At 76.4% G+C, this 12,550-nt stretch carries 10 protein-coding genes; 9 read left to right on the forward strand and 1 reads right to left on the reverse strand.

Annotation, left to right across the window (positions count from 1 at the left end):
• Positions 1-34 precede the first annotated feature (34 nt).
• From C8E97_RS20355 to C8E97_RS20395, 9 genes are read left to right on the forward strand one after another with little or no spacing between them, the layout of a single operon-like run.
• Positions 35-868 (forward strand): hypothetical protein, encoded by an 834-nt coding sequence (locus C8E97_RS20355; protein ID WP_121007132.1) that lies wholly within the window; start codon positions 35-37, stop codon positions 866-868.
• On the forward strand, positions 865-1,803 hold the full coding sequence (locus tag C8E97_RS20360) for a polysaccharide deacetylase family protein (RefSeq protein WP_121007133.1): 939 nt from the start codon (positions 865-867) through the stop codon (positions 1,801-1,803). The genes C8E97_RS20355 and C8E97_RS20360 overlap by 4 nt, the downstream gene beginning before the upstream one ends.
• Positions 1,800-3,170, forward strand: coding sequence for an O-antigen ligase family protein (locus C8E97_RS20365; RefSeq protein ID WP_246019037.1), 1,371 nt, complete (start codon positions 1,800-1,802; stop codon positions 3,168-3,170). The genes C8E97_RS20360 and C8E97_RS20365 overlap by 4 nt, the downstream gene beginning before the upstream one ends.
• A complete protein-coding gene (locus C8E97_RS20370) occupies positions 3,145-4,209 on the forward strand; it encodes a glycosyltransferase (protein ID WP_121007134.1) in 1,065 nt (354 codons plus the stop codon). The genes C8E97_RS20365 and C8E97_RS20370 overlap by 26 nt, the downstream gene beginning before the upstream one ends.
• A complete protein-coding gene (locus tag C8E97_RS20375; protein WP_246019038.1) occupies positions 4,206-5,081 on the forward strand; it encodes a hypothetical protein in 876 nt (291 codons plus the stop codon). Before C8E97_RS20370 ends, C8E97_RS20375 begins: the two co-directional genes overlap by 4 nt.
• Entirely contained in the window at positions 5,078-6,667 is a 1,590-nt protein-coding gene (locus C8E97_RS20380) for a glycosyltransferase 87 family protein (protein WP_121007135.1), read from the forward strand. Before C8E97_RS20375 ends, C8E97_RS20380 begins: the two co-directional genes overlap by 4 nt.
• Positions 6,664-8,070, forward strand: a complete 1,407-nt coding sequence (locus C8E97_RS20385; RefSeq protein WP_121007136.1) for an oligosaccharide flippase family protein — start codon at positions 6,664-6,666, stop codon at positions 8,068-8,070. The genes C8E97_RS20380 and C8E97_RS20385 overlap by 4 nt, the downstream gene beginning before the upstream one ends.
• Positions 8,067-9,155, forward strand: coding sequence for a glycosyltransferase (locus C8E97_RS20390; protein ID WP_121007137.1), 1,089 nt, complete (start codon positions 8,067-8,069; stop codon positions 9,153-9,155). The genes C8E97_RS20385 and C8E97_RS20390 overlap by 4 nt, the downstream gene beginning before the upstream one ends.
• A 14-nt stretch (positions 9,156-9,169) precedes the next feature.
• Positions 9,170-10,234: a glycosyltransferase family 4 protein gene (locus tag C8E97_RS20395; RefSeq protein ID WP_246019039.1), complete on the forward strand. Its 1,065-nt coding sequence runs from the start codon at positions 9,170-9,172 to the stop codon at positions 10,232-10,234.
• Positions 10,235-11,074: 840 nt separating this feature from the next.
• Here C8E97_RS20395 and C8E97_RS20400 read toward each other — a convergent pair.
• Positions 11,075-12,475, reverse strand: a complete 1,401-nt coding sequence (locus C8E97_RS20400) for a sugar transferase (RefSeq protein WP_246019040.1) — start codon at positions 12,473-12,475, stop codon at positions 11,075-11,077.
• Between the last annotated feature and the right edge of the window lie 75 nt (positions 12,476-12,550).

Below are 12,550 nucleotides of genomic sequence, written 5' to 3' on the forward strand. Positions count from 1 at the left end.
CACGTCCCATTCCAGTTTCCACGGGAGTTGTCGCGTGCCCGGATATCTCGCACTTGCGGCGGCCACGGCGATGTACGCGCTGGGCATCGTGGCGCAGACCGTCGCCGCCCGCCGCGCCGCGCCGGGCCGGGGGTTCGGGCTCCTCGCCCGGCTGGCCGCCGACCGGCTCTACCTGCTCGGGTTCGCCGGGCAGGTCGGCGGGTTCGTGCTCGCGTTCGTCGCCCGCGCCGAACTGCCGCTGTACCTGGTACAGGCCGGCTCGTCCTGCGCGGTCGGCGTGGCCACCGCGTTCGGCGTGCTCGCGCTCGGGTGGCGGGTCCGGCCGGTCGAGGTCGCGGTGCTGGTCGCGATGGCGCTCGGGCTGCTGCTGCTCGCGGGTGCGTCCGCGCCGTCGGTGGCCGACGAGATACCCGTGCGCACCGGCCTGGTCGCGCTCGGCGCGCCGCTCCTCGTCGTGCTCCTGGTGACCCGCCGGGCGAAGGGCGTCGTCCCGGTCGCCGTCGCGGCGGGCGTGGCCTACGCCGTCGTCGCCGTCGCGAGCCGCTCGCTGGCCGACGAGCCACCGCTCGAACTGCCCCACTACCCGCTGCTGTGGCTGATGGTGCTCGCCGCGCTGGTCGGGCAGGCGGGGCTGGCCGTCGCGCTGCAACGGGGCTCGGCCACCGCGACGGTCGCGACGATGGACTCCGTGACCGTCGTGGTCACCTCGGTGGTCGGCGTCCTCGCGCTCGGCGACCGGGTCGCGCCCGGCCGCGGCTGGTGGGTCGCGGTCGGCGTCGCGCTGGTCGTGGCCGGCGTGCTGGCCCTCGGCCGCGCCTCGCGGCCGGCCCCGGCGGAGCCGGTCGCCGCCGCGCGGGAGGCCGCGTGAGCATCGCCAGCGTGTCGCTCGACCTGGACAACCTCTGGGCCTACCTGAAGACCCACGGCGACCCGGAGTGGGAGCGGATGCCCAGCTTCCTGCCCGCCGCCACGCCCCGGCTGCTGGAGGTCTTCGGCGAGCACGGCCTGACCGCGACCGTGTTCGTGGTCGGCGCGGACGCGGTGCGCGACGACGGCGCGGCGGCCGTCGCCGCGATCGCCGCCGCCGGGCACGAGGTCGCCAACCACTCGTTCGGCCACGAGCCGTGGCTGCACCGGTACTCCCCCGCCGACCTGGAAGCCGAGGTGGCGCGGGCCGAGGACGCGATCACCGCGGCGGGCGCGCCCCGGCCGGTCGGGTTCCGGGGCCCCGGCTACAGCGTGACGCCGCGCCTGCTGGCCGTGCTGGCCGACCGCGGCTACCGCTACGACGCGAGCACCCTGCCGACGTGGGTCGGGCCGCTGGCGCGCTGCTACCACAACCGGACCGCACCCTCCACGAAGGACAGCGGCGAGCTGTTCGGCGGCTTCGCGAAGGTGCTCGCGCCCAACCGCGCCCACCGCTGGGCCAACGGCCTGGTCGAACTACCGGTGACCACCATGCCGCTGCTGCGGGTGCCCATCCACGGCGCGTACCTGCTGCGGCTGCACCAGGTCTCCCCCGCGCTGGCCCGCGCCCACTTCCGCACCGCGCTGGCGCTGTGCCGGGCGCTCGGCGTGACGCCGTCGCTGCTGCTGCACCCGACCGACGTCCTGGGCGCGGCGGAAGCGCCCGGCCTGGAGTTCTTCCCCGGCATGGCCGTGTCCGCGGCGCGGAAGGTCGAGCTGCTGGGCTGGGTGCTCGGCGCGCTGCGGCGGCACTTCGAGGTGGTCGGCACCGGGGAGCACGTCGCCCGGCTCGGCGAGGGCCTGCGGGGCGCGAGGCGGCTGGAACGCGCGGGATGACGTGGCTCCTGCGCGTGCTCGCGTGCGCGACCGCGGCACTGGCCCCGGTGGAGGGCTACCTCCTGGAGGTGCACGGGCAGCTGGCCAAGGTCACGCCCGCGCTGCTGGTCGTCGCGTGGGTCGCCGCGCGGGCGCGGCAGCGGCGGATGCCCGCGGCGCACCCGGTGCACGTGGTGCTGGCGCTGCTGTTCGTGGTGCTGCTGGGCACCACGGCGGTGCACGCGGGCGGCCCGTACGCCGTGGACTACCTCCAGCGCTGGCTGCCGTTCCTGGTGGTGACGGTCGTGCTGGTGGACGTGGCGGCGCGGGAGGTGCCGATCCGGGCGCTGCTCGCGTCCGTCGTCGCCGGTGCGGCGGTCGCGGCGGTGGGCGCGCTGCACAGCCTCGTCGCGGAGGGGGCGACGCGTGCCACCGGGCCGGTGGAGGACCCGAACGACCTCGCCTACTTCCTCGTCGCCGCGCTGCCGCTGCTGGTGGCGCTGACCGACGGGCGCCGCGCGGGTTCCGCCGGGCCGGCCGGGTCCGCGCGCCAGGGCGGGCCGGTGCGCTCCCGGGGCCGGTGGGCATGGTCGGTCCGGTGGGCGCGATCGGTCCGGTGGGCGCGGCCGGTCCGGTGGGCGCGGTTCGGTGGGCCGGCGCGCTCGATCGGGTTGGCGGTGACGGGTCTGGTGCTCGTCGTGGGCGCGGCGGCGACGTTCTCGCGCGGCGGCGCGTTGGCGCTGTCCGCCGCCGTGGCGTGGCTGGTGGTCCGGCGGGCGCTGCCGGTGCGGGCCGTGCTCGCCGGTGCCGCGGCGGTCGTGGTGCTCGGTGTCGGCGTGGTGCTGTTCGCCGCGCCCACCCTGGACCGGGCGGTGCGGGAGAAGAGCCACATCGCGGAGACCAACGTGGACACCCGCGGGCTGCGGTGGCAGGCCGCGGCGCGGATGGTGGCCGCGCACCCGGTGCTGGGCGTGGGGCCGGGCGGGTTCCGCGACGGGTACGCGGCGGCCTCGCACAACGCCGAGAGCGACGAGCAGACCCCGGTGGCGCACAACATGTACCTGGAGGTCGCGGCCGAGCTGGGGTTGGCCGGCTTCGCGGCGTTCCTCGGGTTGCCGGTGGTGGCGGCGGTGTGCTCGGAACGCGTGCTGCGCTCCGGCGCGCCACCGCTCCGACCCGGTGGGCCGCCGTCCGACCGGTGCGGGTTCGGCGGGGCCGGTGCGCGGCGGCCGGTGGTCGCGGTGCAGGCGTCGCTGATCGCCGTCGTCGTGGCGTCCACCTTCCTGTCCCAGCAGTACTACCTGCCGTTGTGGTCCTTGGTCGCGGTCGTCGCCGCGGCCGACCTGCGTCGAAGGGGAACCGATGCGTGTGCTCCACGTCATCAGTGAGATGGGCACCGGTGGTGCGGAGGCCCTGGTGGCCGGGATGGCCCGGTCCGGTCGCGAGTTCGGTTGGCAGACCGCCGTCGCCAGCGGCGGCGGGCACCGCGCGGAGGCGTTGCGCGGGCACGGCGTGCCGACGTTCGCCGTGCCGGTGGCCCGGCGCAAGGCGTCCGGGGTGCTGCGCGCCACGGCCGCGACCCGCGTCGCGATCAAGGGCTTCCGGCCCGAGGTCGTGCTGGCGCACAACGTGTCCGCGAGCATGGTGGCGCGGTTGGCCCTGGTGCCCCGGCGGGTGCCGCTCGTGACGGTGTTCCACGGCGTCGCCGAGGCCGACTACGCCGGGGCCGCCCGCATCCTGCGGCGGACGTCCGGCGCGGTGGTGACGGTCGCCGAGGCGACCGCGTCCCGCCTGCGCGCGGCCGGGCTGCGGCCCGAACCGGTGGTGATCCCGAACGCCGTGTTCCCGCAGGAGCCCCGCGTCGACCGGGCGACCGTGCGGGCGGCGCTGCGGGTGCACCCGGACGTCCCGGTGGCGCTGTGCCTGGCCCGCATGGAACCGCAGAAGCGGCACGACGTGCTGCTCGACGCGTGGGCGCTGGTGGGTGGCGGCGCGGAGCTGTGGCTGGCCGGCGACGGGTCGTGGCGCGCCGCGCTGGAGGAGCGGGCGGCCGGGTTGGCGGGCGTGCGGTTCCTGGGCAACCGGCCGGACGGTCCCGACCTGCTGGCGGCGGCGGACCTCACCGTGCTGACCAGCGACTGGGAGGGCATGCCGGTCGCGCTGCTCGAATCGCTGGCGGCCGGGCGGCCCGTGGTGGCCACCGACGTGGACGGCGTCGGCGAGGTGCTGTCGGGTGGCGGCGGGCTGGTGGTGCCGCCGCGTGATCCGGCGGCGACGGCGGAAGCGTTGCGCGCCTTGCTCTTCGACCCCGCCCGGCGGGCGGCGGAAGGCGCGGCGGGCCGGGCGGCGGTGTCCCGCGCCCACGACCCGCGTGCCCTGATGCGCTCCTACGACGCGCTGCTGCGCACGTGGGGTGGCCGCCGGTGAGAGCGAGGGACGTGGGCGGGCGGGCGGCCGCGGCGCTGCTGCGGGCCCGGTTCGCCGGTGAGTGCGCGCTGCTGGCGCTGCTGGTGGGCGGCCTGGTGCTGGCGGCGACGGTGTTCCGGGGCGAGGAGCACCAGGCTCGGGTGAGCCTGCTCGCGGGGCCGGCCGGCCCGGACGCGCCGCAGTACGGCGAGGTGGTCGCGCTGTCGCTGCCCGCGCTGGTGGAGGTGGCGCGCAGCCCGCTCGTGCTGGCTCGGGCCGGGACGGTGGCCGAGCGGGTGTCCGTGGAGCTGGTGCCCGCGTCCGGGTTGGCGCGGCTGTCGGTGCGCGCGCCCACGGCCGCGCAGGCGTCCGCCGAGGCGGCGGCGGTCGCGCGGGCCGTCGTGGCGACGGACCTGCTCGCGCCGGCGGCGACGTTGCGGCTGCTGGACGAGCCCGAGGTGACGCGGGTCGCGCCCGACTGGCCGCTGGCGCTCGGGCTCGCCTTCGCGGCGGCGGTGGCGGCCGGGGTGACGACGGCCGCGGGGCGGCACCTGCGGAGGACCCGCGTCTCCGACACCGTGCGCGCGGCCCTGGCCGCGGCGGGCTCGGACCGCCCGGTGGCGGTGCTGCACGACGACGACCCCGGCCTGGTCGGGCGGCTCGCGGTGCTGTGCGACGCGGCGACCCGGCCCGCGCGGGTCGTGGCGGTGGTGCCGGAGCTGATCCCGTCGGCGGAGGCGCTGGCGGCACGGCTGCCGGACAAGACCGCCGAACCGTCCGACGGGGTGGCGCTGGTCGTCGTCGTGCCGGCGGGCGGGCGGCAGGAGGAGTTGGCGAGCGTGGTCGGCGCACTGCCGGCCGGCACGACGGTGGTGGCGGTGGTGTTGGCATGACGCGGGAGATCCGGGCGCGCGGGAGCGACGCCGGTGTGGTGCGCGGAGACCTGCCCGGTGGCGGGGCGCGCGAGGAGGCGCTCGACGGCGTGCCGTCCGCCGAGCCGGCCGGTGTCACGGTGGCCGGCCTCACAGCGGGCGACGTCACAGCGGGCGACGTCACGGCGGCCGGTGCCACAGCGAGCGGTCGCGCGGCAGCCGATGCCGCGACGGCGAGCACCGGCACGGCGAGCACGGGCGGGACAAGCGCCGGAACCGGGAGCACCGGAACGGCGGGCACCGGAGCCGTCGGCGGTGGGCGGGCACCGGTGGCGTGGCGGTTCGCCGGGGTCGACGCGCGGACGGCGGTCGCGCTGGTCGCGGCGGTCGTCGGGGTGTTCGCCGCGTGGCGGGCGCTGCGCCCCGCCTGGCAGGTCCCGCTGCCCACCCCGGCGACGCGGCCCGAGGAGCGGATGCAGGACTTCCGGGACGCCCTGTACTTCCCGATCCGCGAGTTCCTGGCCGGCGGCAACCCGTACGACCCCGCCACGATGTTCGCGCACTGGCCCGTGCGGCAGAGCTTCAACCTGTACCAGCCCTACCACCTCCTGCTGCACCTGCCGTTCGCGCTGCCCGGCTACCGGCTCGGCGCGGTGGCGTTCGCGGCGGTCTCCTTGCTGCTGCTGGTGTTCCTGGCGGTGCTGGCGGCCGGGCACGTGCGGGCCCCGCTCGTGCTCGGCACGGCCGTGGTGGGCGCGCTGCTGGTGGTCAGCCAGGTCGGCAAGGCCCAGCTGTACGTGGGGCAGGTGAACCCCCTGGTCGCCGTCGGCGCGGCGGGCGCGTTGCTGGCGCGGCGCGACCACCCCCGGTGGGCGGCGGTCGCGTTGGCGCTGGCGTGGTTGAAGCCGCAGTTCGGGTTGCCGTTGGCGGTGCTGCTGTTCGCGCGGGGCTCGCGGGGCGTGGCGGTGGGCGGCACGGCCCTCGCGGCGCTGGCGAGCCTGGTCGTCGTGGTGCCGCTGGTGGCCGGCGGCGGTGGCGTCGGCGCGTTCCTCGACGCGGTCGCCGCGAACCTGCGGCACGCCGGCACGACCCCGTACGGGGCGGTGGATTCCGTGGTGTCGCAACGGGTCGACGTGGCCGCCGTGTTCTTCCGGGTCACCGGGTGGCTGCCGCCGGGCGTCGAACTCCTCGCGCCGCTCGCGGTCGTGGCGACCAGCGCGGTGCAGGCGCGGCGGCTGGACCGGACGGGCGAGGTGGCGGTCGCGGACCTGTTGACGTGCCTGGCCGTCGTGGTCGCCGTCGTGCACCAGCCCGGTGACGTGCTGATCGCCGTGCCCGCGCTGGCGTTGGTCGTGGTGGCGTGGTGGCGCGGCCGGTCGGGGTGGCGGGCGCGGTCGGGGTGGCGGTCCCGCCGGGTGCTGCTCGGGGTCGCGGTGGTGGCCGCGCTGGTGCCATTCGCGCACCTGCACTTCGTGGACGCGGCGATCCGCGCCGCGCTGGGCGCGCGGGCGGGTGTGACCGCGGACGGGATCGCCCTGGTGGTGGCCTGGGTCGCCCTGGCCCTGTTCGCCCGTGGTCGCAAGCCGCTCGCCGCCGGGCCGTCGTGACGGGCGCCGTGCGCGGGTCGCTGTGGCTGTTCCTGGTCAACCTGGTCGGCAAGGGCGGTCAGGTGGCGGTGACGCTGGTGCTCGCCGCGCTCCTCACCGAGGAGGGGCTCGGGTTGGTGGCGCTGGCGGTGTCGGTGGTGAACATCGGCCAGGTGGTGCAGTCGGTGGGCGTCTACGACGTGATCAGCCGGACCCGCCTCGACCCGCGCCGGGTGGCGGGCACGCTGCTGACGTTGAGCGTCGGCACGGGCGCCGTGCTCGCCGTGCTGCTCGTGGCGATGTCCGGGGTGGTCGCGGACGCCGTGGGCGCGCCGGGGGTCGCCCCGCTGGTCGCGCTGGCCGCGCTCAGCCTGCCCGGCACGGCGGCGGCGGGCGTGCAGATGGGGTTGCTGCACCGCGAACTGGACTTCCGGCGGCGGATGCTGCCCGACGCGGGTGGCGCGCTGCTCGGCGCGGCCGTGACGATCGGGCTCGCCGTGCTCGGGTGGGGGCCGTACGCGCTGGTGTGCGGTTTGCTGTGCACGGCGGTCGCGCAACCGGCGCTCGGCGCGCTGGTGGGCGTGCGGGTGCGGCCGGCCTGGGACGCGGGCGCGGCGGCCGAGGCGTCGCGGTGGATCGCGGTGGTCGGGCCGGGCGCGCTGGTCGCCGTGCTGCTGGTCAACGTCGACTACCTCGCGGTCGGGCGGGTGCTCGGCGCGGAGGCGGTGGGCGTGTACTCGCTGGCCTACCGGATCGCCTGGGTGCCCTACGTCGTGGTCGCGGTCGTGCTCGGCGGTGTGGTGTTCCCCTGGTGCGCCAAGCTGGTCCGGGCCGGTCGGCCGGAGGAGTTGCCCGCGGCGGCCGGTCGCGCCACGCACGCCCTGCTCGTGGTGACCGGCGGCCTGTACGCCGTGACGGCGGCGATGGCCGACCGGGTGGTGCTGTTCGGCGACCGCTGGGCACCCGCGGCGGCGCCGCTGGCGCTGCTGTGCGGCTACGGGTTGGGCTTCGGCCTGCTGCACCTCTGGTACCAGGTGATCCGGGCCGCCGGGCACGCCCGCCGCTACCTGGCGCTGGAGCTGACCCACCTGGCGGCGCTGGTGCTCGCCCTCCTGGTCTGCACCCGGCACGGGGTGGTGGCGGTGGCCGCGACCCAGCTCGCGGTGGTCTGGGCGCTCGTGCCGGTCGCGTGGCGGGTGCTGGCGCGCCGCGGTCTCGCGCCGCCCGGCCTCGGGCGGATGGCGGCCGGCGTCGCGGCCGGCGCGGTGTGCTGCCTGGTGGTGGCGCGGTCGGTCGGCGGGCTGTTCGGCCCCACGGTGCCGGGCGCGCTCGGCGAAGGTCTGGTGCTGGTGCTCGGCTACGCGGCGGCGGTGCTGCTCACCGACCGCCGCGCGGTCCGTGAACTTCGTGAGGTGCGTCGATGAAGGTCGTGCACGTGTCCCAGCCGGTGACCGCCGGGGTCGCGGCGGTGGTGCGGCAGCTCGCCGTCGCGCAGCGGGACCGGGGTTGGTCGGTGAGCGTGGTGTGCCCGCCGGGGTGGCTCCCGGACCGGTTGCGGGAGGACGGCGTCGACGTGCGCGACTGGCCCGCCCTCCGCTCCCCCGGCCCGCGCACCGCCGGGGAAGCGGTGCGGTTGCGGAGGATCCTCGACGAGGTCGACCCGGACGCGGTGCACCTGCACAGCTCCAAGGCCGGCCTCGCGGGACGCCTCGCGCTGCGCGGCCGACGTCCCACGGTCTTCCAGCCGCACCTGTGGTCGTTCCAGACCGCGCGCGGTCCCCTGCGGCTCGCGACGGCGCTGTGGGAGCGGCTGGCGGCCCGGTGGGCGCACCAGTTGGTGTGCGTGAGCGACGACGAGCTGGCGGTGGGCCGGGCCAACGGGATCGGCACGCCCGCAGAGGTGGTGTGCAACGGCGTGGACACCACCGCGCTGCGACCGCGCAGCCGCGTCGCCGCGCGCCGCCGCCTGGGCCTGCCGGACGTGCCGACGGCGGTGTGCGTCGGCCGCCTCGCGCACCTCAAGGGGCAGGACCAGCTCCTGGCGGCGTGGCCGTCCGTCCTGGCGGCGGTGCCGGACGCGCGCCTCGTGCTGGTCGGCGACGGTCCGCTGCGGGACCGGTGGCGGGCGTCGGCCGACCACGGCTCGGTGTGCTGGTGGGGTCACGACGCGGCGGTGGCCGACTTCTACACGGCGGCCGACGTGGTGGTGGTGCCGTCGCGGGCCGAGGGCATGGCGCTGGTGCCGTTGGAGGCGATGGCCAGCGGGCGCGCGGTGGTGGCGTTCGACGTCGGCGGCGTGCGGCAGAGCGTGGGCGACGCGGGCGCGGTGGTGCCGGCCGGCGACGTGCCCGCGCTGGCCGAGGCGATCGCCGCCCGGCTCGCGGACCCGCTCCTCGCGGCCGACGAGGGCCTGACGGGGCGGCGGCGGGCGGAGGTGCTGTTCGACGTCGGCCGGGTGGCCGACCAGGTCGCCACGCTGGTGGACAAGCTCGTGGGAGGGAACCGGTGAAGGTCGCCTACCTGGTGACTCAGGACAGGGGTGGTCCGGTGGACGTCACCGTGCGGCTGGCCGCGACGCTGATCGCGTCGGGCGAGGCCGACGTGCGGGTGTTCGGACCGGTGCCGTCGCGCGGCGCGGAGCTGGTCGCGGGGCACCACGAGGAGGTGCCGGTCGAGCGCAAGGGCGATCTCCGGGCCGGGTGGCGGGCGCGGCGGGCGCTGCGCGCGTGGCGGCCGGACGTGGTGCACGCCCAGGACCGGCGGGCGGGGCTGGTGAGCGCCGCGCTGCGGTGGCGGCACCGGGTCGTGCAGACCTACCACGGCGTGCCGGACGACGTGGGCGAGGAGTGGTTCCGGGGCGCGCGGGGCGCGGCCGGTCCGTCGGGCTACACGCGAACCGTGCTGGCGGCGGACGCGGGCGTGGCGAGGTTCCTCCACCGGACCATCGTGCCCGCGCCGTCGATGGGCGACTTCCTGGTGCGGCGGCTGAGGGTGCCCGCGCACCGGGTGACGCACATCGACAACTGCGTCGACCTGCCCGGCTCCTGCCCGCCCGGCGGACCGGTGCGCAAGCTGGTCTTCGTCGGCCTCCTCGTGGCGCGCAAGGGTTTGTTGTCGCTGCTGGAGGCGTTGGCGCTGCCCGGTGTCATGCCGGCCGACGCTTCGCTGACCGTCATCGGCGACGGCCCGCTGCGCGTGGTCGCCGAACGGCAGGCGCGCCGCGACCTGGCGGGCCGCGTCGACTTCCTGGGCTTCCGGGCCGACGTGCCCGCCCAGCTGCGCCGGCACGACGCCCTGGTCCTGCCGTCGACCCTGGAGCAGCAGCCGCTCGTCGTGGCGGAGGCGATGGCGGCGGGCAAGCCGGTCGTGGCCACGGACACCGGCGGTGTCGCGGACATGCTGGCCGGCACCGGGAACCTGGCGACGGCGGGCGACGTGGCCGCCCTGGCGGCCCGCCTGCGCGCCCTGTTCGCCGACCCGGATCCGGGCCGCACGGGCCGGGCGCTGGCCGAACGCGCCCGAACGCGCTTCGCACCCGACGTCTGCGCCCGACGACACCTGACCCTCTACCGGGAACTGCTGTCCTGACACCGACCCGCGGGATCAGGCCCCTTGGTCACCGGTCCGGTCGGTGATCCACCGGGTCAGGGTGTCGAGGTAGCCGGGCGCTGCCCTCGGTCCGGACGCGGTGGTCCGCGCCGGGGAACGTTTCGACGGTCGGCGTGGCCCGGCGGTCGCGGTCGCCGTGGCAGGCCGCGCCCGTGAACAGGCGGATGCTTCCGCCACCGGGACCAACTCGTCACCCCGGCATTGGCGAAGACGACGTCCTCCACCAAGACTTCCCCGAGTCGGCAGATGCACAGGGTAGTCCCGCAACGCTCCACCAACTCAACGACCGCAGCCCTACGCCCGACCAACGCAGGGCCGGCCGCCAAGGCCACCTCATCCCCAGCACAACGACCGCGCGCGCAATACGCAGCTTGACGGCAGACGGGCAACCACGGGCTCAACGCTCGCCGAAGCAAGCAGGTCCTGGCTCAAGCCGGGGACACCGAGCAACGGGACCGCATCATCGGGAACGGCCTTCCGCCGGGGACGGCAGTCCACCAACGCCCGGCAGCCGGCAGTCCTCGGAGTCGTGAAAACCGGGGCCTGTGTGCAGGGAGCGGACAGCGACAACCCCTGGCCTTGAAGCCGAGAAGATCGAGAGCGCCGGGACGAGGGTGAAGAGCACCCGCCCGCCTGCCCTGACCGGTTGGCGGCCGGCCTCGGGATGTGCGCGTTCGGTCGTGGCGGTTCTTGGGGTGTGGGTGGTTGTCGTTGTCGGCTGTCCCGGTGGGTCGGGGGCGGACGTGCGGTAGTCCGCCGTGGACGAACAGTGCCGGCGCGTGTGCGGACCGGCGAACGGTCGCCGGGTGCGGTCGCGGATCAGCGGTTCCGCCGGCACAACAGCTCGCTCACCGTCGACAACAGGATTCTCACGTCGAGCCACAACGACCAATTGGCGATGTAGTAGTTGTCGTAACGGGACCTCTCTACTATCGAGGTGTCCCCCCTCAAGCCGTGGACCTGCGCCAACCCGGTCAATCCGGTCGGCACCCGGTGCCGTGCCCAGTACAGGTCGTGCACCGCCGAGAATTCCCGGACGAAACCCGGTCGCTCCGGGCGCGGTCCGACGATGGACATGTCGCCCCGGAGGATGTTCCACAACTGCGGCAACTCGTCCAGGGACGTGCGGCGCAGGAACCGCCCGACCGGGCCCACCCGGCGGTCGCCGACGACCGACCACCGGACCTGCGAGTCGTCCTGGTCCGTCATCCGCACGCTGCGCAGCTTGTAGAGGACGAACGTCCGGTCGTCCATGCCGACGCGGACCTGGCGGAAGATCACCGGTCGACCGCTCTCCAGCACGACCGCCAGCGCGCACAGCGCGATGACCGGCGCGAGCGCCACCAGCGCGACGCCCGCGAGGACCACGTCCACCGCCCGCTTGACCCACCAGCTCGGCCGGCTGGTCGGCGCGGTGCTCAGCCGCACCAGCGGGTAGCTGCGCAGCCGTTCGACGTCGGGGCCGTCCTGGTACAGCTCGTACATCCGGGGCACGACGAAGATCGCGCAGCCCAGCCGGTGGGCGGTGATGGCGGCGTTGACCAGCGGCGAGTCGGCCGCGCGGGAGAACGCGAGGACGACGGTGCCCGCGCGCAGCCGGGTGATGGCGTCGGCGAGGTTGCCCTCCAGCAGCGGCGCGGGCAGGTCGGCGGGGTCGAGCGCGGGCGCGGGGTCGACGAAGCCGACCGGGCGCAGGCCGAACTCCGGGTGCCGGAGCATGGCGGCGGCCAGCGTCGCGCCCACGTCGCCCGCGCCGACCACGATGGTCCGGTCGCAGCGGTGGAAGCGGCGGCGCGCCCAGCGGCCGACGGTGAACACGAACAGGCGAGCGGGTTCACTCCATGCAGTGAAGTAGACGATGGCCCACTGCGCCGCCGCAGTCGTGCCCGGACTGGTGCCGAGCACCAGGCACGCGCCGGTGACCAGGGCGAACGCCGTGGCGGTCGCGATCACCGACCGCGGCACGTCGTGCAGCCAGGACAACCACAGCCGCCGCCGGTAGAGCCGGCAGGAAGCCCGCACCGCGAGCAGGGCCGCCCCGGCACCGCACACCGCCACCCGATCCAGTGACACCGCCGCCGCCGCGAGCGCCGCCACGTCGACCACGACCAGGAGCACCGCCACCGCGTTGACCCGGCCGAGCAGGTCACGCCCCGGCTCGGGCCCGCCGCGTCCCGGCGGGGCCGCCGGTGCCGCGACCGTCGCACCCACCCGGTTCACCACGCGTCACCTTCCCGCGCGACCCACGGTGCTCTACAGCCGGGGCTCCGCAGCGCCAACGCCAAGCCACACCAC

Source organism: Saccharothrix australiensis, from assembly GCF_003634935.1.
In the GTDB taxonomy this organism is placed as follows: domain Bacteria; phylum Actinomycetota; class Actinomycetes; order Mycobacteriales; family Pseudonocardiaceae; genus Actinosynnema; species Actinosynnema australiense.